Source organism: Streptomyces sp. NPDC104831 (genome assembly GCF_055583025.1).
On sequence record NZ_JBVJOT010000052.1, the window covers coordinates 39,492 to 61,326 of the forward strand.

13 protein-coding genes are annotated in these 21,835 nt (G+C 73.9%); 8 read left to right on the plus strand and 5 right to left on the minus strand.

Annotated elements, in window-relative coordinates; translation table 11 throughout:
• Positions 1 to 190 precede the first annotated feature (190 nt).
• Together ACZ63H_RS29810 and ACZ63H_RS29815 are read left to right on the plus strand one after the other, a co-directional pair.
• On the plus strand, positions 191 to 1,108 hold the full coding sequence (locus ACZ63H_RS29810) for a hypothetical protein (protein ID WP_469870326.1): 918 nt from the start codon (positions 191 to 193) through the stop codon (positions 1,106 to 1,108).
• A gap of 159 nt (positions 1,109 to 1,267) precedes the next feature.
• A complete protein-coding gene (locus ACZ63H_RS29815; RefSeq protein ID WP_469870352.1) occupies positions 1,268 to 4,642 on the plus strand; it encodes a pyruvate carboxylase in 3,375 nt (1,124 codons plus the stop codon).
• Between the two features lie 57 nt (positions 4,643 to 4,699).
• On the opposite strand, the gene ACZ63H_RS29820 is transcribed toward ACZ63H_RS29815, so the two are convergent.
• The 3 genes from ACZ63H_RS29820 to ACZ63H_RS29830 all read right to left on the minus strand — a co-directional run bounded on the left by ACZ63H_RS29820 (position 4,700) and on the right by ACZ63H_RS29830 (position 8,743).
• Entirely contained in the window at positions 4,700 to 5,668 is a 969-nt protein-coding gene (locus tag ACZ63H_RS29820; RefSeq protein ID WP_469870328.1) for an SMP-30/gluconolactonase/LRE family protein, read from the minus strand.
• 190 nt (positions 5,669 to 5,858) lie between these two features.
• Positions 5,859 to 6,320 carry a hypothetical protein gene (locus ACZ63H_RS29825; RefSeq protein WP_469870330.1) on the minus strand — a complete coding sequence of 154 codons (462 nt, stop codon included), beginning with the start codon at positions 6,318 to 6,320 and terminating at the stop codon, positions 5,859 to 5,861.
• Positions 6,321 to 6,571: 251 nt separating this feature from the next.
• A complete protein-coding gene (locus tag ACZ63H_RS29830) occupies positions 6,572 to 8,743 on the minus strand; it encodes a glycoside hydrolase family 31 protein (protein ID WP_469870354.1) in 2,172 nt (723 codons plus the stop codon).
• Between the two features lie 799 nt (positions 8,744 to 9,542).
• Here ACZ63H_RS29830 and ACZ63H_RS29835 point away from each other — a divergent pair.
• Positions 9,543 to 9,923 (plus strand): hypothetical protein, encoded by a 381-nt coding sequence (locus ACZ63H_RS29835; RefSeq protein ID WP_469870332.1) that lies wholly within the window; start codon positions 9,543 to 9,545, stop codon positions 9,921 to 9,923.
• Positions 9,924 to 9,945: 22 nt separating this feature from the next.
• On the opposite strand, the gene ACZ63H_RS29840 is transcribed toward ACZ63H_RS29835, so the two are convergent.
• Positions 9,946 to 10,953, minus strand: a complete 1,008-nt coding sequence (locus ACZ63H_RS29840; RefSeq protein WP_469870334.1) for a Ppx/GppA family phosphatase — start codon at positions 10,951 to 10,953, stop codon at positions 9,946 to 9,948.
• A 457-nt stretch (positions 10,954 to 11,410) separates the two neighbouring features.
• On the opposite strand from ACZ63H_RS29840, the gene ACZ63H_RS29845 reads away from it, so the two are divergent.
• Both ACZ63H_RS29845 and ACZ63H_RS29850 read left to right on the plus strand, forming a co-directional pair.
• Positions 11,411 to 13,186 (plus strand): RICIN domain-containing protein, encoded by a 1,776-nt coding sequence (locus ACZ63H_RS29845; RefSeq protein WP_469870336.1) that lies wholly within the window; start codon positions 11,411 to 11,413, stop codon positions 13,184 to 13,186.
• Between the two features lie 141 nt (positions 13,187 to 13,327).
• On the plus strand, positions 13,328 to 15,868 hold the full coding sequence (locus ACZ63H_RS29850) for a discoidin domain-containing protein (RefSeq protein ID WP_469870338.1): 2,541 nt from the start codon (positions 13,328 to 13,330) through the stop codon (positions 15,866 to 15,868).
• 36 nt (positions 15,869 to 15,904) lie between these two features.
• Here ACZ63H_RS29850 and ACZ63H_RS29855 read toward each other — a convergent pair whose 3' ends face one another.
• The gene (locus ACZ63H_RS29855) at positions 15,905 to 17,071 is read right to left on the minus strand and encodes an amidohydrolase (RefSeq protein WP_469870340.1); all 1,167 of its coding nucleotides are present in this window, start codon (positions 17,069 to 17,071) and stop codon (positions 15,905 to 15,907) included.
• A 140-nt stretch (positions 17,072 to 17,211) separates the two neighbouring features.
• Between ACZ63H_RS29855 and ACZ63H_RS29860 the strand changes: the two genes are divergently transcribed.
• The 3 genes from ACZ63H_RS29860 (at position 17,212) to ACZ63H_RS29870 (ending at position 21,751) form a co-directional block, all read left to right on the plus strand.
• Positions 17,212 to 18,675: an aminotransferase class I/II-fold pyridoxal phosphate-dependent enzyme gene (locus ACZ63H_RS29860; protein WP_469870342.1), complete on the plus strand. Its 1,464-nt coding sequence runs from the start codon at positions 17,212 to 17,214 to the stop codon at positions 18,673 to 18,675.
• A 433-nt stretch (positions 18,676 to 19,108) separates the two neighbouring features.
• Positions 19,109 to 21,388, plus strand: coding sequence for a catalase (locus tag ACZ63H_RS29865; RefSeq protein ID WP_469870344.1), 2,280 nt, complete (start codon positions 19,109 to 19,111; stop codon positions 21,386 to 21,388).
• Positions 21,389 to 21,505: 117 nt separating this feature from the next.
• Positions 21,506 to 21,751, plus strand: a complete 246-nt coding sequence (locus ACZ63H_RS29870; protein WP_469870346.1) for a chaplin — start codon at positions 21,506 to 21,508, stop codon at positions 21,749 to 21,751.
• Positions 21,752 to 21,835: the final 84 nt, after the last annotated feature.

Below are 21,835 nucleotides of genomic sequence, written 5' to 3' on the forward strand. Positions count from 1 at the left end.
AGAGTTCGTGATCAAAAAAGAACGGGTCCCGTTACGTTCCTTTATCCGGACGGTCATTCGCACCGAGATGCCTGGATCGGGGACGGAACAAAGGGGGCGAAGGTTGCGTCCGGCTCCTGATTCCCACGGTGGGACTTGCCACTCTTATGCGACTTGACGACCCGTGTGCCGGGTCGCTGGACTGTCCCCGGTGATCGAAGAAGGACACACCCGGTGGAGCCCCTCCGCGTCCCCGTTCGCGCGCCTGGTCCGGCGCACCGGGCGGGCGCTGGCGACCGAGTGGCACGGCATCGTCGTCGACCCGGTACGGCGGCTCGCGCGGCGCGGGCTGTCCGGACTGCTCCTCGCGTTCGTCGCGGCCTGCGGCGTCGTCCTCTGCCACGACATCGCCCAGCACCCCGCCGGGGCGGTGTGGGTACGGCGGCTCGGCGGCGTCCAGGCCGACCTGCCGCTGTGGCTGTCCCTGCTGCGCACCCCCGTGTCGCTGTACGTCCCGGCGCTCGACCTGCCGGTGTGGGCGGGCATCACCCAGCTGTTCCTGGCCTTCGCCCTCGCCGAACTGACCCTGGGCCGGGCCCGGACCCTGCTGATCGCCTACACCACCACCCTGGCCGGCACCCTCACCGCCCGCCTCATGGTCGCCCTGGGCCCCGGCTGGTGGGGGCTCGGACTGCCGCCCGAGGCAGGTCGGGTGCTCGACACCGGCCCCTCGGCGGCCGTGGTCGGCCTGTTCACCTATCTCGCGGTGGTCCGGCGCGCCCCCGTGGTGTTCGTCCTCACCGGCGGCTCGATGGTGTGGGAGTCCGTCGCCGTGCCCAACCTGGCGGGCCGCGAGCACCTGATCGCCGTGGCCGCGGCGATCGTCCTCGCCCTGCCGCACGGCCGGGGCGAGCGGCTGCGCACGGCCGTACGGGCCCGGCTGCGCCGCCTCGCGGTCCCGCGGTTCCCGGGACCCACCGCCGCGAGCCCCGCGGGCCGCCCGGAGCGGCCCGGGCCCGCCACCCCGGCGGCCCCCGCTTCCGCCCCCGCCCCGGGCCCGCACGGCCCGCCCCCGCCGCGCCCGTACCCGCACGCACGTCAGGCCCGGCGGGACCACCTGTGCCGGTGACGGCCGCGCGGCGCGCCCCTGTGGCGCCGGCCACCCCGTCGGTGTGATGGTTTTCGCACATCGGCCCGTGCGGGCAGCCCCTAGGGTGGCCCGCGAGTACGGCGGGCCGGGCCGAGGCCGGGGTGTTCGTCGCCGACAGGCAGCTGAAGGGAATCCATGATGTTCCGCAAGGTGCTGGTCGCCAACCGTGGGGAGATCGCGATCCGCGCGTTCCGGGCGGGCTACGAACTCGGCGCGCGCACCGTCGCCGTGTTCCCGCACGAGGACCGCAACTCGCTGCACCGGCTGAAGGCCGACGAGGCCTACGAGATCGGGGAGCCGGGACACCCGGTACGGGCCTACCTCTCCGTCGAGGAGATCGTGGCCGCGGCCCGCCGGGCGGGCGCCGACGCCGTCTACCCGGGCTACGGCTTCCTGTCCGAGAACCCCGAGCTGGCCCGCGCCTGCGAACGGGCGGGCATCACCTTCGTCGGTCCCGACGCGGCCACCCTGGAACTGACCGGCAACAAGGCCCGCGCGGTCGCCGCCGCCCGCGCGGCCGGCGTGCCGGTCCTCGGCTCCTGCCCGCCCTCCACCGACGTGGACGAGCTCGTGCGCGCCGCCGGGGAGATCGGCTTCCCCGTCTTCGTCAAGGCGGTCGCCGGCGGCGGCGGGCGCGGCATGCGCCGTGTCGAGGACCCGGCCCGGCTGCGCGAGTCCATCGAGGCGGCCTCCCGCGAGGCCGCCTCCGCCTTCGGCGACCCGACCGTCTTCCTGGAGAAGGCCGTCGTCGAGCCCCGCCACATCGAGGTGCAGATCCTCGCCGACGGCGAGGGCAACGTCATCCACCTCTTCGAACGCGACTGCTCGGTGCAGCGCCGCCACCAGAAGGTCATCGAGCTGGCCCCCGCGCCGGGCCTCGACCCGGGCCTGCGCGACCGGATCTGCGCCGACGCCGTCCGCTTCGCCCGCGAGATCGGCTACCGCAACGCCGGCACGGTGGAGTTCCTGCTCGACCGCGCCGGCAACCACGTGTTCATCGAGATGAACCCGCGCATCCAGGTCGAGCACACCGTGACCGAGGAGGTCACCGACGTCGACCTGGTCCAGGCCCAGCTGCGCATCGCCGCCGGCGAGACCCTCGCCGACCTCGGCCTCTCCCAGGACACGGTCACCCTGCGCGGCGCCGCCCTCCAGTGCCGGATCACCACCGAGGACCCCGCCAACGGCTTCCGCCCCGACACCGGCCGGATCAGCGCCTACCGCTCCCCGGGCGGCTCCGGCATCCGGCTCGACGGCGGCACCACCCACGCCGGTACGGAGATCAGCGCGCACTTCGACTCGATGCTGGTCAAGCTCACCTGCCGGGGCCGCGACTTCCAGGCCGCCGTCGGCCGGGCCCGGCGCGCGGTCGCCGAGTTCCGCATCCGCGGTGTGGCCACCAACATCCCCTTCCTCCAGGCGGTCCTGGACGACCCCGACTTCCGGGCGGGCCGGGTCACCACCGCCTTCATCGAGCAGCGCCCGCACCTGCTGACCTCCCGGCACTCCGCCGACCGCGGCACCAAGCTGCTCACCTACCTCGCCGACGTCACCGTCAACAAGCCGCACGGCGAGCGGCCCGAGCTGCCCGACCCGGTGACCAAGCTGCCGCCGCTGCCCGCCGGGGAGCCGCCCGCCGGATCCCGTCAGCTCCTCGTGGACCTCGGCCCGGAGGGCTTCGCCCGGCACCTGCGCGCGTCGCCGACCCTCGGCGTCACCGACACCACCTTCCGCGACGCCCACCAGTCCCTGCTCGCCACCCGGGTGCGCACCAAGGACCTCCTCGCCGTCGCCCCGGTCGTCGCCCGCACCCTGCCGGGGCTGCTCTCCCTGGAGTGCTGGGGCGGCGCCACCTACGACGTGGCGCTGCGCTTCCTCGCCGAGGACCCCTGGGAGCGGCTGGCCGCGCTGCGCGAGGCGGTGCCCAACATCTGCCTCCAGATGCTGCTGCGCGGCCGCAACACCGTCGGCTACACCCCGTACCCGACCGAGGTCACCGACGCCTTCGTGCAGGAGGCCGCCGCCACCGGCATCGACATCTTCCGCATCTTCGACGCCCTCAACGACGTCGGCCAGATGCGTCCCGCCATCGACGCCGTACGGGAGACGGGCACCGCGATCGCCGAGGTGGCCCTCTGCTACACCGCCGACCTCGGCGATCCGGCGGAGCGCCTGTACACCCTGGACTACTACCTGCGCCTGGCCGAGCAGATCGTCGAGGCGGGCGCCCACGTCCTCGCGATCAAGGACATGGCGGGCCTGCTGCGCGCCCCGGCCGCCGCGAAGCTGGTCTCGGCGCTGCGCCGCGAGTTCGGCCTGCCGGTGCATCTGCACACGCACGACACCGCGGGCGGCCAGCTCGCCACCTACCTGGCCGCGATCCAGGCGGGCGCGGACGCGGTCGACGGGGCGGTGGCCTCCATGGCCGGGACCACCTCGCAGCCGTCGCTGTCCGCGATCGTCGCCGCGACCGACCACTCCGAGCGGCCCACCGGGCTCGACCTCCAGGCGGTCGGCGACCTGGAGCCGTACTGGGAGGGCGTCCGCAGGATCTACGCCCCGTTCGAGGCGGGCCTCGCCTCGCCGACCGGCCGTGTCTACCACCACGAGATCCCCGGCGGCCAGCTGTCCAACCTGCGCACCCAGGCCGTCGCGCTGGGCCTCGGCGACCGCTTCGAGGACATCGAGGCGATGTACGCCGCCGCCGACCGCATCCTCGGCCGCCTGGTCAAGGTCACCCCGTCCTCCAAGGTCGTCGGCGACCTCGCCCTGCACCTGGTGGGCGCCGGCGTCTCGCCGGAGGACTTCGAGGCGGACCCCGGCACGTTCGACATCCCGGACTCGGTGATCGGCTTCCTGCGCGGTGAGCTGGGCACCCCGCCCGGCGGCTGGCCGGAGCCGTTCCGCACCAAGGCGCTCCAGGGCCGGGCGGCGCCCAGGCCCGCGCCCGAGCTGTCCGCCGAGGACCACGAGGGGCTGGCCAAGGACCGGCGGGCCACCCTGAACCGGCTGCTGTTCCCCGGCCCGGCCCGGGAGTTCGACACCCACCGGCAGAGCTACGGCGACACCAGCGTGCTGGACAGCAAGGCGTTCTTCTACGGCCTGCGCCCGGCCAAGGAGTACGCGGTCGACCTGGAGCCCGGCGTCCGGCTGCTGATCGAGCTGCAGGCGATCGGCGAGGCCGACGAGCGCGGCATGCGCACCGTGATGTCGACGCTCAACGGCCAGCTGCGGCCCATCCAGGTGCGCGACCGGGCCGCCGCCTCCGACGTCCCGGCGACGCAGAAGGCCGACCGCGGCGATCCGGGGCACGTGGCGGCGCCCTTCGCCGGTGTGGTGACCCTGGCCGTCGCCGAGGGCGACGAGATCGAGGCCGGCGCCACGGTCGCCACCATCGAGGCGATGAAGATGGAGGCCACGATCACCGCCCCGAAGGCGGGCCGCGTCTCCCGCCTCGCCATCACCCGGATCCAGCAGGTGGAGGGCGGCGACCTGCTGGTGGAGATCGCCTGACGCGCCGCGCCCGCCGGGGCCGGCACTCGCGCCGGCCCCGGCGGGCGCGCGGCCCGGCTACAGCCGGCCGAAGTGGTACCGCAACCGGGCCACCAGCAGGTTCGCCCCGCGCCCGGTCCGGTAGGCGGCGCTGGGCACGTACACCGCGCGGCCGCGTACGGCGACGGAGGTCGGGCCGGCCAGCCCGTCCGCCTCGGTGAGGACGACGGTGCGGCTGCCGTCGCGCCGCACCAGCACCACCTGGTTGCCGCCGTTCAGCGCGGCCAGGGCGGTGCGGCCGGCGCCGGGGAAGGTGAAGTCGTCGATCCCGGCGAGCCCGCGCGCCAGGGTCTCCGGTGCCCCGGCGGACCCGTCCTCGCGCACGGGGACGCGCAGGAGCGTCCCCCGGTCGGTGTTCGACACCCACACGGCGCCGCGGTGGATCTTGAGGCCGTTGGCGCCGTAGCCGCCGGCGCGGGACGGCCGCAGCTCGGCCCGGCGGGCCCAGGCGGTGGCCCGGCCGCCCGACGCGGCAACGCGCCAGACGGTGCCGCGCACCGAGTCGGCGGCGTAGAGCACGCCCCGGCGCTCGTCGAGGGCCAGGCCGTTGGGGAACCCGTCGGGCGGCAGCGCGGCGATCTGCACCGGGGCGCTGCCGGGGGAGAGGCGCCAGACGCCGGTCGCGCGCGTGCCGGTGGCGTAGTTGACGTACAGCGTGCCGTCGTGCGCGCGGGCGAGGCCGGTGACGACGGCCCCGCGCACCAGCGGGGTGGCCGGGGCGGTCACCGCGGGCAGCGTGGCACGGGTGGTGGCGGTCCCGTCGAGGGCGACGTGGGCGACCGTGCGGGCGTGGGCGAAGGTGAGGTCGGCGGAGCCGTCGGGTTCCAGCGCGATGTTCTCGGGCGTCCGTCCGGCGGCCGGGTCGAAGCGGGCGACGACACGCGCGTCGCCGACGGGCGGCTCGGTCCCGGTGGCGGGCGCGGCGGCGACCAGGCCGAGCGCGAGCGCGGCCGTGGCGGCACCTGTCAGACGGGGGCGTCGGGGCATGTGACCTCTTTTCGGGCGGCGCGCGGGGCGCCGGCGTGCGGGGCCACACCAACATGGGGGTGGACGGGCCGCCGGTGGCGGGAGCCGGGGCCGCGGGATCGCCCGCGCGGACCACCGGGGCGCACCGTACGAGGCACACCCGGGCGGCATCCGGCCGTGACCGCGCCGAGGGGCGCCCGGAGGCGGGCCGTCAGTCCCAGAGCGGGTAGGTCATGACCTGCTGGAAGCCCTCCGGACGGTCACCGGGGTAGGTGAGGCTCATCCGGGTGTAGTGCGCGACGCCCGGGTGCTCCTTCCACGGCTCGGAGCGCTCGAGCCGCACGGTCACCGGGTAGGCGTGGAAGGTGCCGGCCGCGCAATACGGCTTGCAGTCGTTGACCACGTTCACCCCCACCGCGGTCGCCCCGTCCGGGCTCCACTCGGACCAGCGCAGTCCGGTGAGCCGGCTGTTGCCGTCGCCGCAGGCCAGGATGAAGTCGATGGGGCGTACGGTGCGCTGCCACAGGCAGTCGACCAGGACGGGCCGCGCCGTGCCGGAGTGGCGCGGCGGCGACGCGGTGTCCGGCCCGTCGGCCGAGGCCGTCGTCATCGCCGCTGTCAGCAGGGCTCCCGCCGCCAGGGTGACCGTCGTTCCCACCACTGATGCGCGCATCGCCGCTCCCGGTCGTGCTTGGTCCGAACGCGTGACCCCGACGCTACGACCGTCCGGCCGTTCGCACCAGTCGCGCAGGTCGGACCACGTGCCACGGCATCCGCCGAGCGGCCGGCGGCCGGCCCCGGACACGTCGGCGAACCGAGGTCCCGGCAGCGCCCCCGCCCTCCCGGGCCCCCTCGCACGGGTGCCCCCGGAGGGCGGGGGTCCCGAGCGGGGCGCCCCGCCCTCCGGGGGCCGGCGCGGTCCCCCTACCTCCCGCCCGCCAGGCGCAGCGCGAAGCCGCGGTCGAGCGGCAGCCGGGCCGTGGTCACGGTCGTGACCCGGGTGGCGGGGTCGTACGACCAGGCGCCGTCCGGGAGGGTGCGGCCGTCGAGCAGCACCCGCGCGGGCGCCGTGCCGCCGTGCACCGTGAACCGGTACGCCCGGGCGTCCGCCTTGCCCGCGTAGTCACCTTCGCTCGCGCCGACGGTCACGGTCGTGTCCCGGGCGCCGGCGCGCACCGACACCCGCTGCGTGGCCGCCGCGCCCCGGGCGAAGTCCCGGGTCACGCCGTCGTCCTCGTAGAGCGTGTAGTGGCTGGTGCCGTGCGCGGCCGGGTACAGGTCCCAGTCCAGCTCGTGCCGGTCGCGGGTCTGCCAACTGGTCGTGCCCTTCGGCCACATGGGGACGATCGCGCCCTCGCGCACGAACAGCGGCAGGGTGTCCAGCGGGGCGTGGTAGCCGTCGAGCGTGACCGGGCCCCGATAGGTGCGCCCGGTCCAGTAGTCGGTCCAGGTGCCCTTCGGCAGATAGATGCCGTCCCGGGTGTCGGAGTCCTCGTACACCGGCGCGACGAGGAAGTCCCGGCCGGACAGGAACTCGTACTTCGCCGCGGGACCCAGGGTGGCCGGGTCGTCCGGGTACTCCAGCCACAGCGGCCGCACCGCGCCCACGCCCGTCTTCGCCGCCTCGGCGGACAGGGTGTACGTGTACGGCAGCAGCCGCTCCTTCAGCTGGAGGTACTTGCGGTTGACGGAGGTGTACGGCTCGCCGTCCCGCCACGGCTGCTGGTCGGCGGGCTTGCCGGTGGTGAGGTCGCTCGCCCAGCCGTCCATCGTCATGATGGCGGGCAGGAACGCCTTCCACTGGAGGTCGCGGGCGTACATCTTCGCGTCGTGGCGGTAGATGCTGCCCACGTCACCGGTGTTGTAGGCGATGCCGGACATCGTCGCCCCGGCGTACGTCGGGATCTGCCAGCGGATGTAGTCCCAGGACAGCTTCTGGTCGCCGCTCCACAGCACCCCGCAGCGCTGGGCGCCCGCCCAGGACACCGGCAGCCACACGAAGCCGCGGGCGTCGCTGTTGTCCTCGATCCCCTTCTTCGCCGCGTCGCAGGCGTCCAGCGCGAACTTGTAGCCGTTGCCGACCCAGGCCACGTCCAGCTTGGCCACCCGCTGGCCGGCCCTGACCTGGTCGGCGAGCTTGTCGATGCCGTTCTCGGTCCACAGGCCGAGCCGGGCGTGATGGTTTTCGAGGCCCTTGGCGGTCTGCTCCAGGTTCTCGTAGCCGCAGCCGTACCCGTCGTTGACCAGCATCCAGCCGAGCGGCATGTGGTGCTCGGTGTAGCCGTCGGCGACCTTCAGCGCGTCCAGGGTGTGCCGCTCGCCCCGGTTGGCGTTGTGCAGGTAGCAGTCGGAGTCGCCCGGTTCCAGGCCGTACACCGGGGGCATGAAGGGCCGGCCCACCAGCGCCGTGTACTTGCCGATCACTTGCTTGGCGTCGCCGAGGAAGTAGTAGGCGTCGAAGCGGCGTTCCTGCTGGCCGGTGGTCACCGGCGCGCCGAAGGTGTACACGCCCGGCGCGAAGGTGTTGCGGAAGACGCCGTAGCCCGCGCTGGAGAGGTAGAACGGCTGGGAGTTGTTGTAGCCCCCCTCGTTCCAGTCGAAGCTGTTGGCGACGTGCACGGTCCGGCCGCGGTGGGAGAAGCCGCCGTTCTGCTCGCCGCCGCCGAAGAACTGCTCGTCCGCGCCGCGCGCAAGGCTCTGCCGCATCCCGCCGGTCGACCAGCGCAGCGGCCTGTCCTCCTGCCAGATCCGGGTGCGGTTGTCGGACCGGTACAGCCCGAACCGCAGCGGTCTCTTGTACACGCGCAGCACGGCCTTCGGGGACCGGATGCCGTAGTAGTCGCCCGCGTCGAAGGACGACGTGTTCCGGTCCGGGGCGGGCCGGTGCCGCACGATGGCGGTGCCGGCCGGATCGCTCGGCGCGCCGGACGGGTCGGCCTGGAGCCTGAGCTGACCGCCCCTCAGGAAGTCCGCCCGCGCCGTCAGCCGTCCGGCCCTGATGGTGTACCGGCCGTTTCCGCCCGAGAAGGACGTGAGGTCGCCGGCGTCCGTGGTCGCGGGCAGGTAGGCGCTGCCGGTGAAGGAGTTGTCGTGCACGTCGTACGGCACCACGAGCACGTGGTACGTCCCCGACGCCCGCGGGATGACCGTGGCCTCGGGGTCGGCGGTGCCCGCGCCGGAGGCCACCTGCCTGCCGTGGTCGTCAAAGACGTACAGGTCGAAGTCGTCCGAGGGGCGCTCCCAGGTGATGGACAGCGGGACGCCGCCCTCGGGGCTGTCGTCCCAGTAGCCGTCCGGCACCGAGACGGTGAGGTCGAAACGGTGGCAGACCGTGTTCCCGGGGTCGTCGGCCGCGGCGGGGCACTTCTCGGGGCCGCCGCCGGTGCCCTTGGCGTAGACCGGGCTCCGCCAGCCGGCACTGCCGTGGGCCGGGTCCAGTACGGCGCCGGATCCGGCGGGGGCGGCCTCGGCGGGCGCGGGGCCGGCCAGCACGGTCGCGGCCAGGGCGGTCGCCAGCCCCAGCGGAACCCAGGCGGGCCACGGCACACGATGTCGGAGTCTTCGCACGGCGGAACAGCTCCCCTCGCACCTTTGCGGATTGACTGTCCTGGCTGGATTGCTCGGAAACGCTTGAAACAAGCATCATTCGAGCAACTTCACGCACGAAGCCTCGGGGTAGATACAGGTACATGTCAATAGCGGGTCGTGTCACGGTTCCGGGCGCGACGGAGCACCGGCCGGAGGGGGGCGCTCTGCTGCATTGGCGGGACCCCGGTCACCGGGTCGGGGGAGTGGGCCGACGGCCGGCGGGCCGGACCCGCGGGCCGGTGTGACGATCACAGGAAGGTGACCCAGCGATCCCGGCCGTCACCGCGGCCGGCAGGAGGACCACACGATGAACCCCACACTCAAGCGCCTGCTCGGCACCGGCGCGGCGGTGGCCACGGGCGCCGCCGCCCTGCTCGGCACCGGCGCCGGCACCGCCGAGGCCGGCGAGCGCGCCCACTGCGACCGCGCCGAACGCCCCATATGGAGTGAAGGGCCCAGCCGTAACGTGACCGCCCGTCACTGCAGCGTGCCGGACCAGGACCACCGCTGGTACACCGTCGCCTTCGACACCCTCGTCGAGCCCCACCACAAGAACGACTACGTGGACGGGGGCGTCGAGCGGACCGCCACCCTGCACGACCGGAGCATCCGGTGCCTGGGCTACACCACCGACAAGGACACGGTGAACTGGTTCGGCTGCATGCCCCGCCTGAAGCACACCTCCTGAACCCGGCCGCCGGGCCCGGCCGTCAGGCCGGCGGGCCCGCGACGCGCAGGACCGCCGGCGCGACGGCGTCGGCGGCGCCGCCGCCGGCGGTGGCGTCCGTCCACCAGTCGGCGCCGTCCTCGGCATAGCGCAGCAGCACGCCCTCCCGGATCGCCCAGGGGCAGACCACGGCCCGGGTGAGGCCCATCAGCTTCAGCGCCGTGTGCCCCACCACCGCCCCGGCCAGGCTCTGCGCGGCGCGCGGCGCGGAGATCCCCGGGAGCCGGGCCCGCTCGGCGGCGGGCAGCGCGGCCAGCGCACGCACCGCCTCGCCCAGGTCCCGGCAGGCCAGTTCCCGCTCCACGAACGGGCCGTGGCGCCCCGGCGGCGCACCGCACAGCCGGGCCAGCTGCTGGAAGGTGCGGGAGGTGACGGCGGCGGTGCGCGGACGCTCCCAGCGGATCCGCGCGGCCACGTCCCGCAGTTCGTGCCGGACCCGGCGGCGCAGCTCCTTCAGCTCGCCCGGCTCCGGCGGGTCCTGCGCGGCCAGGTACTCCCGGGTCAGCCGGCCCGCGCCGAGCGGCAGGGACGCCACGAAGCCCGGCATCCGGCCCCGCCCGAAGGCCACCTCCAGCGAGCCGCCGCCGATGTCGAGCAGTGCCAGCGGGCCCGCCTTCCAGCCCAGCCAGCGGCGGGCCGCCAGGAAGGTCAGCTCGGCCTCCGTCTCCCCGGGCAGGGTGCACATGCGCACCCCGGTCCCGGCCGCCACCCGGTGCAGCACCTCCTGCCGGTTCGGGGCGGTGCGGACGACCGTGGTCGCGAAGGCCAGCGGACCCGCCGCCTGCCAGCGGCGGGCCGTGGCGCTCGCGGCGTCCACCGCCTCCACCAGCCGCCGCACCGCCTCGTCGGCGATCGTCCCGTCCGGACCGAGGTGTTCGGACAGGCGCAGCTTCCACTTGACCGTGTGCACCGGCAGCGGCACACCCCCCTCCACGTCCGCGACAACCAACCGCACCGTGTTCGACCCCGCGTCCACCACACTCACCCGCATGGCCGGGACGTACCCACTCCACCGGCACGATCACCCTCCGCACGAGGGGCGTGCCGGTGCACGGACCTGCCGGCGCGCGCCTTCGGACCGTTTCGCGGGGCTGCCCGACGCGGTCCGGTGGCACGCGGCGCGCGCTCCGGGTGCGGGCGGGCGCCCGTCCGGCGGCGGGCTGCGCGCGCACCGCGCACGCCGTGGTCCCGGCCGCCCACAGCGGTGCGGCGCCCGGACGGGGCCCCCGGGTTCGGGACCGGCCCCTCTCGGCCACCGGCACCGGGGAGGCGTCCTCGCCGACTCGCCCGAGACACCGCGCTGTCCGCGACACCGCCCGAACCGGACGCGGGAACGCGGGCGCCGGCGCGCGAAAGTGCAAGAGGCGGACGCCGGGAGTCCATTGCCGGGGCGGCGCGGGGGCCGGATCGTTCCGTGGATCCCGGCCCTCAGCCAACTAGGAGCTACCGTGCGACTGTCGATCCGAGCGGGCGGCGCCGTGGCCGCCGCCGTCGCCCTGGTCCTGGGCACCGGCACCGCCTCCCCCGCCGACGCCCGCCACACCGTGACCGTGGGCACCCCGGTGCCCTTCCCCCACCCCACCGACACCCCCGCCACCCCGTTCACCGACCGCGACGGCACCTTCCACTACCAGCAGTCCGCCGCGCTGTACGGCGCCGACGACCCCCGGGTCTGGGACTTCTACACCGGCAGGGACTTCGACACCGCCGTCCTCGACCGGACCCTCAGCGAGGCGGCCGACCCGGCCAACCCCGCCGACCGCAACGACGACACCACCTGGCGCTGCGACAACAGCCCCACGGGGCGGGAGGCGACGTACGCGCCGAGCGGCTCCGGCTACGCGCGGAAGAACTACTGCGACCTGTCCGGGGTGTGGATCGACCCCGACACCGGCGACTGGTACGGCCTGGTGCACAACGAGTTCACCCCGCGCCCCTTCGGCGACGGACTGCACTACGACGCCGTCGACTACGCCGTCTCCACCGACCGGGGCCGCACCTGGACCATCAAGGACCACGTGCTCACCTCGCCGTACAGCACCCGGCGCGGCGACACGACGGCCTTCCCGCACGAGACGTACTCCTACGGCGACGGGGACCAGCGCCTGTTCGCCGACACGGCCTCCGGGTACTTCTACGTCTTCTACGGCTCGCGGATCGTCGACAAGAACGGTGGCTGGAAGGCGTTCCACGAGCACGTGGCCCGCGCCCCGATCGCCGCGAAGATGGCCCCCGGCTCCTGGCGCAAGTGGTACGACGGCACCTGGTCCGAGCCCGGCACGGGCGGCCGGGAGAGCAACATCGTCCCCGTCGACGCGGAACACCCGACCGGCCACACCCCCGCCGCCGACGAGTACGACCCGGCCAACGCCGGCACCGCCGCCGAGCAGATCGCGGCGGGCGAGATGCCCCCGACGTCCCCGCTGTTCGTGATGAACATCGCCTACGACGCCCACCTCGGCCGGTACATCGGCACCCCGCAGGCCGTCGACCAGAGCGGCGGCGCACCGCAGTACCTGTACGCCACCGACGATCTGGCCACCCAGCGGTGGCGGCTCATCGGCGACACCGGCGACTACACCACCGCCTCCTGGTACCGCTGGTTCCTCGATCCCGCGAGCCGCACCGGCTCCGCCGTCCTCGGCCGGACCTTCCGCGCCTACTGCTCCTTCGGCTGCTCCCACGGCTCCGCCGGCGAGTACGCCGACATCACCGTGGACCCCGCCACCCCGGCCGCCCCGCCGGTGGATCCCGGCCGCCGGTACCGCATCGCCGCCGGCACCGGCCGGATCCTCGCCCAGGAGTCCGGCGGCTCCGCCGTCACCTCCCTCGCCCGGCCCACCGGGTCCGCCCGCGAGTCGTGGTCCTTCACCCCGACCGGGGACGGTGCCTTCACCATCGCCAACGCGGCGACCGGCCGCCTGCTGGGCGTCGACTCCGCGCGGACGGCGGGCCGGGCCTGGGGAGCATTGCCGACGGTGACCGCCGTCCCGGCCGGCGGGCCGGCCGTCGGACAGCAGTGGTTCGTGATCGCGAACTCCTCCGCGCCCGGCACCCACCGTCTGGTCAACCGCTACAGCGGGCTCGTCCTCGGCCTGTCCGCGACCCCCGGCCGGCTCGCCGAGACCACCGCGCAGCGCACCTGGACCGCCCCCCGCGGCTCCCTCGGCGACGGCCGCACGGCCACCGAACAGACCCTGTCGTTCACCCCCTCCCGCGCCTAGCGGCACGGCGGGCCGGCGGAGCGGCTCCGCAAGGACGTGGTGTCCGAAGGCTTGTGGACGGCTTGATTCATCCCTTAAATCAAAACCTGAACTAAGCCGTGGGATCGGTGAGTCGATTCCCGCCACGTCTGGAGCCGCCGTATGAGATGGAGATCCCTGGGTGTCGCGCTGGCCGCAACGGCCGCGCTGACCGCCCTGCCCGCCACCCACCCCTCGGCCACCGCGGCCGAAACACCCCTGTCCCAGGGGAGGACGGCCACCGCGTCGTCCGAGGAGAACGCCGGCACCGCGGCCGGCAAGGCCGTCGACGGCGACACCGGCACCCGGTGGTCCTCGGCCGCCGGCGACGACCAGTGGCTCCAGGTCGACCTGGGCGCCACCGCCTCGGTCACCCGGGTGGAACTCGCCTGGGAGGCCGCCTACGGCAAGGACTACAAGGTCCAGATCTCCGGGGACGCCAAGACCTGGACCGACCTGAAGTCCGTCACCGGCTCCGACGGAGGCGCCGACACCCTCGACGTCTCCGGCCGGGGCCGCTACGTCCGGATGCTCGGCGTGCACCGGGCCACCCAGTACGGCTACTCCCTGTGGGAGTTCCAGGTGTTCGGCAGCGCCGACGCCGGCCAGAGCGGCTGCGACAGCGGCAACGCGGCCAAGGGCAGGACCGCCACCGCCTCCTCCACCGAGAACGCCGGCACCCCCGCCTCCGCCGCCTTCGACGGTGACACCGCCACCCGCTGGTCCAGCCGGGCCGCCGACCCGCAGTGGCTCCAGGTCGACCTCGGCGCCGTCAAGGACCTGTGCAAGGTCGACCTGAACTGGGAGGCCGCCTACGGCAAGGACTTCCAGATCCAGGCATCCGCCGACGGCCAGAACTGGAGCACCCTCAAGTCCGTCACCGGCGCGGCCGGCGGCACGGCCTCCTACGACGTCAGCGGCTCCGGCCGGTACGTGCGGATCTACGGCACCGCGCGCGGCACCGGCTACGGCTACTCGCTGTGGGAGGTCGCCGTGCACACCGGCACCAGCGGCGTGCCGCCGGTCCAGGGCGGCGGCGACCTCGGCCCGAACGTCATCGTCGTCGACCCCTCCACCCCGAACCTCCAGCAGAAGTTCGACGACGTCTTCGCCCGGCAGGAATCGGCCCAGTTCGGCACCGGCCGCTACCAGTTCCTGCTGAAGCCCGGCACCTACAACGGCATCAACGCCCAGCTCGGCTTCTACACCTCGATCTCCGGACTCGGCCTGAACCCCGACGACACCCAGATCAACGGGGACGTCACGGTCGACGCCGGCTGGTTCAACGGCAACGCCACGCAGAACTTCTGGCGTTCGGCGGAGAACCTCGCGATCACCCCGTCCAACGGCACCGACCGCTGGGCGGTCGCCCAGGCCGCGCCCTTCCGCCGCATCCACGTCAAGGGCGGCCTCAACCTGGCGCCCAACGGCTACGGCTGGGCCTCCGGCGGCTACATCGCCGACTCCAAGGTCGACGGCACGGTGGGCCCCTACTCCCAGCAGCAGTGGTACACCCGCGACAGCTCGGTCGGCGGCTGGACCAACGGCGTGTGGAACATGACCTTCTCCGGTGTCCAGGGCGCCCCCGCCACCAACTTCGACAGCGGCCCGTACACCACCCTGGACACCACCCCGGTCTCCCGCGAGAAGCCCTTCCTCTACCTGGACGGCTCCGCCTACAAGGTGTTCGTCCCCGCCAAGCGCACCGCCGCCCGGGGGGTGTCCTGGCCCGCGAACGCCGGCACCTCGCTCCCGCTGGACCGGTTCTACGTCGTCAAGCCCGGTGCCACCGCCGCGACCATCAACGCGGCCCTCGCCCAGGGCCTCAACCTCCTGTTCACCCCCGGCGTCTACCACCTCGACCAGACCCTCGACGTCACCCGCCCCGACACCGTAGTCCTCGGCCTCGGCCTCGCCACCCTCGTCCCGGACAACGGCGTCGACGCGATGCACGTCGCCGACGTCGACGGCGTCCGGCTCGCCGGGTTCCTGATCGACGCGGGCCCGGTCAACTCCGACACGCTGCTGCGCATCGGCACCCCCGGCGCCGCCGCCGACCACTCGGCGAACCCCACCACCATGCAGGACGTGTTCATCCGCATCGGCGGCGCCGGACCCGGACTCGCCACCAACTCCGTCGTCGTCGACAGCGACGACGTCATCGTCGACCACACCTGGATCTGGCGTGCCGACCACGGCAGCGGCGTCGGCTGGGACACCAACCGCGCCGACTACGGCCTGCGCGTCAACGGCGACGACGTCCTGGCCACCGGCCTGTTCGTGGAGCACTTCAACAAGTACGACGTCTACTGGAGCGGGGAACGCGGCCGGACGATCTTCTTCCAGAACGAGAAGGCGTACGACGTCCCGAACGCCGCCGCCGTCACCCACGACGGCATCGTCGGCTACGCGGCCTACAAGGTCGCCGACTCCGTCACCACCCACGAGGCCTGGGGCCTGGGCAGCTACTGCAACTTCACGGCCGATCCGTCGATCGTCCAGACCCACGGCTTCCAGGTGCCCGTCACCGCGGGGATCAAGATGCACGACCTGCTGGTGATCTCCCTCGGCGGCAAGGGCCAGTACGCCCACGTCGTCAACGGCACCGGCGCCCCGACCTCGGGCACGGACACCGTCCCGTCCAAGGTGACGTCCTTCCCGTAGGACCCGTACGGCACCGCCCGCCGGACGCGCCAGGCCTCATTCCCCGGCCTGGCGCAGTTCCGCCCGGGCCCGGTCCCGCAAGGCCGCGTCGCCCAGGACGTCCGCCGCCGTGCAGGCCAGCGCCTCCACCACGGCGAGGAGCACCCGGCGCGCCCGCTGCGAGACCGCGGCCTCGGCGAACTCCGGCGTGTGGTCCGAACCCCCCGCGTCCATGATCGCGACGAAGGGGTGGATGGCGGGCACCCGGCCGCTGACGTTGCCGATGTCGGAGGAACCCAGATAGACGCCGGGAGCGGGCGGGGCGAGGGCGATCCCGGCCCGGTCCAGATGCCCGGCGAACCGCTCGGACAGCGGTGAACTGTCCCGGAAGTGCTCGTAGCGCACGCTCGCCCGCTCCACCGTCACGGTCGTGCCGGTCGCCCGCGCCACCCCCTCGGCGGCCGTGGCCAGCCGCTCCGCCAGCTCGTCCAGGGCGGCCGTCGTCAGCGCCCGCAGCCCGAACCGGCCCTCCGCGAACTCCGGGACGATGTTCGTGGCCGTACCGCCGTGCGTGATGATGCCCTGCACGTGCGAGCCCTCCGGCAGCCGCCGGCCGAGCGCCGACAGGACGTTGAACAGCTCGATCAGCGCCGCCAGCGCGTCGATGCCCTCGGTCGGATTGCCCGTCGGGTGCGCGGCCCGGCCCCGGAAGGCGACCCGGTACTGCTCCTGCGCGGTCAGCGGGGCCCGCACCCAGTCGTACACCCCCGGGTGGAACATCAGGGCCGCGTCCACCCCGTCGAAGACGCCCGCCTCCACCTCCAGCGCCTTGCCGCCGCCGCCCTCCTCGGCAGGTGTGCCCACCGCCAGTACCGTGCCCTCGGCGCCGTCCCGCACGGCGTTCAGGACCAGGGCGGCCCCGAGGCCGGCCGCCGCGATCAGGTTGTGCCCGCAGGCGTGGCCGAGCCCGGGCAGCGCGTCGTACTCCAGCGGGAACGCCACCACCGGCCGGCCCCGGCCCGAGCGGGCCGTGAAGGCCGTCGGCAGCCCCGCCGCCCCGCGCCGCACCTCGAAGCCCGCGCCCTCCAGCTCGCCCGTCAGCAGTGCCGCCGCCCGGTGCTCGGCGAACGCGGTCTCCGGGTCCGCGTGCAGCGTCGACGCCACGGACCACAGCGCGTCGGCACGCCGTGCGACCTCTTCCCCGATCCGGTGATACAGCGACACGAGACCTCCTCGGTGCGGCGGGTGTGCTCCGTGCCGGTCCGGGTTCCACCCGGACGGCCCCCGACACCGGGCGGGCGGGTTTGGGCCGCCCCCGTGGTGCAACACGGGGGGTGCGGCACCGAACAGCTCAGGAGGCAGCCATGGACCACTCCCGCGTACCCGTGCTGGAGGCTCTGCAGGAGTTCCGGCGACGAGGGGACGTGGTGTTCGGGCCGCCCGGGCACAAGCAGGGACGTGGCGCCGATCCGCGGGTGGCCGACATCCTCGGGATGGACGTGTTCCGTTCCGACGTGCTCAGCCTCAACGGGCTGGACGACCGCCGTCAGTCCCAGGGCGTGCTGGAGCAGGCGCAGGAGCTGATGGCCGATGCGGTCGGCGCCGACCAGGCGTTCTTCTCCACCTGCGGCAGCTCCCTGTCGGTCAAGACCGCGATGCTCGCCGTCGCCGGGCCGGGGGAGAAACTGCTGCTGTCCCGCAACGCCCACAAGTCGGTCATCGCCGCGGTGATCATCAACGGGGTGGAACCCGTCTGGGTGCACCCGAAGTTCGACGGCGAACGGCACATGGCCCATCCGCCGGAGGCCGACGACGTGCGCGACCGGCTGCGCGAGCACCCGGACGCCAAGGGCATGCTGCTGATCACCCCCACCGACTGGGGCACCTGCGCCGACGTGCGCGCGGTCGCCGACATCTGCCACGCCGCCGACGTGCCCCTCATCGTGGACGAGGCGTGGGGCGCCCACCTGCCCTTCCACCCGGACCTGCCCGTGTGGGGCATGAACGCGGGCGCCGACCTGGTCCTCACCAGCGTCCACAAGATGGGCGGCGCCATCGAGCAGAGTTCCGTCTTCCACCTCCAGGGCGACCGCATCTCGCCCGTCGTGCTCAAGCAGCGCGAGGACCTCCTCGGCACCACCAGCGCCTCCAGCCTGGTCTACGCCACCCTCGACGGCTGGCGCCGGCAGATGGTCGAACAGGGCCACGGCCTGCTCGACGCGGCCCTGCACCGCGCCGAACGCGTCCGCGCCCGGCTCCGGGAGCTGCCCGGGCTGCGGGTGATGGGCGGCGAGATCATCGACCAGGGACTGGCCGCCGAGTTCGACCCGCTGAAGATCGTCGTCGACGTGCGGGACCTCGGCATCAGCGGCATGCAGGCGACCGAGTGGCTGCGCGCGAACCACCACGTCGACATGGGCGGCTCGGACACCTGCCGGATCACCGCCTCCATCACCCATTCCGACGACGACCAGACGGAGAAACTCCTGGTGGAATCCGTGCGTTCCCTGGTGGAGCACGCCGACACCATCGAGCGGCGGCCGGCCGTGCACCTGCCCGAGCCGCGCGCCCTGGAACTGGAGCAGGCGATCCTGCCCCGGGACGCCTTCTTCGGCCCCGCCGAACAGGTGCCCGCCGAACGGGCCGTGGGCCGGATCGCCGCCGAGACGCTCAGCCCCTATCCGCCGGGCGTACCGGTCGTGGCACCCGGAGAGGTCGTCACCGCGGAGATCGTCGACTATCTGCGCAGCGGTATCGCCCACGGTTTCCTCGTGCCGGACGCGGCGGACTCCTCCCTGGACACCCTGCGTGTCGTCGCCCGTTCCTGACCGGCCGGGCCACACGCCTTCCGAACTGCGCCGCGCCGTGTCAGCGCCTAGGGTGGCGGATGCGGGCGGCCGGGCACCGGCGGCCCGCACCGGGTCAAGAAGCCGGCCCTGCCGATGTCGGACGTCCGCGGCAGGGGGCCGTGGCCCGGCCGGCGGCCCCCGGGCCGGACCGGCGCGTCCGGCGGGCCCGCCTTCCCGGCAACTCGATAGGAGACGGCCCGACTTCACCCCGACCGGGAACTCCCCGAGTTCCCGGTTTCGGACGCCCCGGCCCGGGGACCCCGGTACGAGGCCGCCGTCGGCTCCCGCCACCCGGGACCCACCCGGCGCAGACCCAGGTGCCGGCCGCATGCCCCCGGCGTGGCCACCGCGCATCGGACACCCGCTCGTCCCTGCCCGGCCCGCCCCCTGACCAGCGAAGGAATTGCCACAGATGAGCGAGACGAACCCCCTGAAGCGAGCCGCGGACAAGGTGGCGGACGCCCTCCAGGGAGGGCCCAAGGGCCCCGAGGACGGCATCCCGGGCAAGCCGGGACCGCAGTCCCCGCCGGTCGCCGAGCCGACCACCCCCCATGAGCCGTTCCCGCCCAAGCCCGACCAGACCGGCCCCGACACCGTCTCCCCGACCGGCCAGCCGACCGGCGCCGACCAGGCGCGGATGGCACAGAGCGGCAGCTATCTGACCACCGCCCAGGGCACCCGGCTGTACGACACCGACCACTCCCTCAAGGCCGGGCCCCGCGGCCCGGTGCTCCTGCAGGACCACCACCTGCGGGAGAAGGTGATGCACTTCGACCACGAGCGCATCCCGGAGCGCGTGGTCCACGCCCGCGGCGCCGGGGCGCACGGGGTGTTCCGCAGCTACGGCACCGCGGCGAACGTGACGAAGGCGGCGTTCCTCGCCGAGGACGTCGAGACACCGGTGTTCGTCCGCTTCTCCACCGTGCTCGGCTCGCGGGGCTCCTCCGACACCGTCCGCGACACCCGGGGCTTCGCGACCAAGTTCTACACCAGCGAGGGCGTCTTCGACCTGGTGGGCAACAACATCCCGGTCTTCTTCATCCAGGACGCCATCAAGTTCCCGGACGTCATCCACGCCGGCAAGCCGCACCCCGACCGGGAGATCCCGCAGGCGCAGAGTGCCCACGACACCTTCTGGGACTTCGTCACCCTGCACACCGAGGCCGCCCACCACACCCTGTGGAACATGTCCGACCGGGGCATCCCCCGTTCGTACCGCACGATGGAGGGCTTCGGCGTCCACACCTTCCGCCTGGTCAACGCCGCCGGCGAGACCACACTGGTGAAGTTCCACTGGAAGCCGAAGCTGGGCGTGCACTCCCTGGTGTGGGAGGAGGCCCAGATCATCAACGGCGTCGACCCCGACTTCCACCGCCGGGACCTCGCCGACGCCATCGAGGCGGGCGCCTACCCCCAGTGGGAGTTCGGCATCCAGACCTTCCCCGACACCCCCGACCAGACCTTCGAGGGCATCGACCTGCTGGACCCGACCAACATCGTCCCCGAGGAACTGGCCCCCGTGCAGCCGATCGGGCTGCTCACCCTCGACCGCAACCCGTCGAACTTCTTCGCCGAGACCGAGCAGGTCGCCTTCCACGTCGGCCATCTCGTCCCCGGCATCGACATCACCGACGACCCGCTGCTCGCGGGCCGGCTCTTCTCCTATCTGGACACCCAGATCACCCGCCTGGCCGGCCCCAACTTCGCGCAGATCCCGATCAACCGGCCGCACGCGCCCGTCAACGACATGCTCCGCGACGGCTTCCACCAGACGGCCGTGCACCGGGGCGTGGCGCCCTACCGGCCCAACTCGCTCGACGGGGGCTGCCCGTTCACCGCGGGCGCCGACCTCGGCGCGTACATCGAGACCCCCGTACGCGTCCCCGAGGCGACCAAGGTCCGCGAGGCGCCCGAATCGTTCAGCGACCACTTCAGCCAGCCGCGCCGGTTCTGGCTGAGCATGAGCCCGCCCGAGCGCGAGCACATCATCGGGGCCTACACCTTCGAACTCGGCAAGTGCTACGAAGTGGCCATCCGGGAACGGGCGTTGCAGGTCCTGGCCAACATCGACCCGGAGCTGTGCGCGGGCGTCGCGGCCGGCCTCGGCCTGCCCGCGCCGGAACCCACCGTGCCCCTCGCCGACGTCGAGCCCAGCCCCGCCCTCTCCCAGGTCGGGCACACCTGGCCCACCGACGGCCGGATCATCGGCATCCTCACCGGACCCGACGGCGACCTCGACGGCGTACGGGCCGTGCGCCAGGCGGTCCTCGACGGCGGCATGGTCCCGCTGATCGTCGCCCCCGTCGGCGGCACCCTCGGTGACGGCGACGGCGCCCTGACCGTCCAGCGGACCTACGCCACCGCGCGCTCCGTGGAGTTCGACGCGGTGCTGGTGGCGGGCACCCCGGGCGTGGGCGCCGACGCCTACGGCGCCCGCGACGCCAAGGCCGGCCAGCCCACCGCCGCGCCCGCCGCCCTCGACCCCCGCGTGGGGCTGCTGCTGGGCGAGGCGTTCCGGCACGGCAAGGCCATCGGCGCGGCCAAGGGCGGCGAGGCGGCCCTGGAGGCGGCCGGGATCCCGCTGGACGCACCTGGGGTGATCGCCGGGGACACCGCCACCGGAGTGCTCCAGGAGATCACCCGGCTGCTGGGCGCGCACCGGGTCTGGGAACGGTTCCCGTCCGCCGCCTGAGCGGCCGGACGAGGGAACGCCGGGCAGGGGCTGTCCGAACGGCGTACCAGCGCGGGCGGACGGGGCGCGCTCCGGGTGAGATGGAGGCGTCCCGACGCTCAACCAGTGAGGCAGAACATGCGTCTTCGCAGCTTGGCCACCACGACCGTCATCACAGCAGCCCTTGTCCTGGCCGGTACGGCCGGCGCCGTCGCCTCCGACGGCGGCCCGACCACCGTCGGCGTGGCCGCGAACAGCCCCGGCGTCCTGTCCGGCAACGTCATCCAGGTACCGATCAACGTCCAGGCCAACGTGTGCGGCAACACCATCAACATCATCGGACTGTTGAACCCGGCCGTCGGCAACGTCTGCGCCAACAAGTGACACCCGCCGTGGGGGGGGGGGGGGGGGGGGGGGGGGGGGGGGGGGGGGGGGGGGGGGTGGGCGGGGGGGGGGGGGGGGGGGAGA

Excerpts from the sequence above, each read along its gene's own strand:
- ACZ63H_RS29815 (WP_469870352.1), top strand. The coding sequence starts at position 1,268 with ATGTTCCGCAAGGTGCTGGTCGCCAACCGTGGGGAGATCGCGATCCGC.
- ACZ63H_RS29835 (WP_469870332.1), top strand. The coding sequence starts at position 9,543 with ATGAACCCCACACTCAAGCGCCTGCTCGGCACCGGCGCGGCGGTGGCC.
- ACZ63H_RS29865 (WP_469870344.1), top strand. The coding sequence starts at position 19,109 with ATGAGCGAGACGAACCCCCTGAAGCGAGCCGCGGACAAGGTGGCGGAC.
- ACZ63H_RS29860 (WP_469870342.1), top strand. The coding sequence starts at position 17,212 with ATGGACCACTCCCGCGTACCCGTGCTGGAGGCTCTGCAGGAGTTCCGG.
- ACZ63H_RS29820 (WP_469870328.1), bottom strand. The coding sequence starts at position 5,668 with ATGCCCCGACGCCCCCGTCTGACAGGTGCCGCCACGGCCGCGCTCGCG.
- ACZ63H_RS29825 (WP_469870330.1), bottom strand. The coding sequence starts at position 6,320 with ATGCGCGCATCAGTGGTGGGAACGACGGTCACCCTGGCGGCGGGAGCC.
- ACZ63H_RS29840 (WP_469870334.1), bottom strand. The coding sequence starts at position 10,953 with ATGCGGGTGAGTGTGGTGGACGCGGGGTCGAACACGGTGCGGTTGGTT.
- ACZ63H_RS29850 (WP_469870338.1), top strand. The coding sequence starts at position 13,328 with ATGAGATGGAGATCCCTGGGTGTCGCGCTGGCCGCAACGGCCGCGCTG.
- ACZ63H_RS29870 (WP_469870346.1), top strand. The coding sequence starts at position 21,506 with ATGCGTCTTCGCAGCTTGGCCACCACGACCGTCATCACAGCAGCCCTT.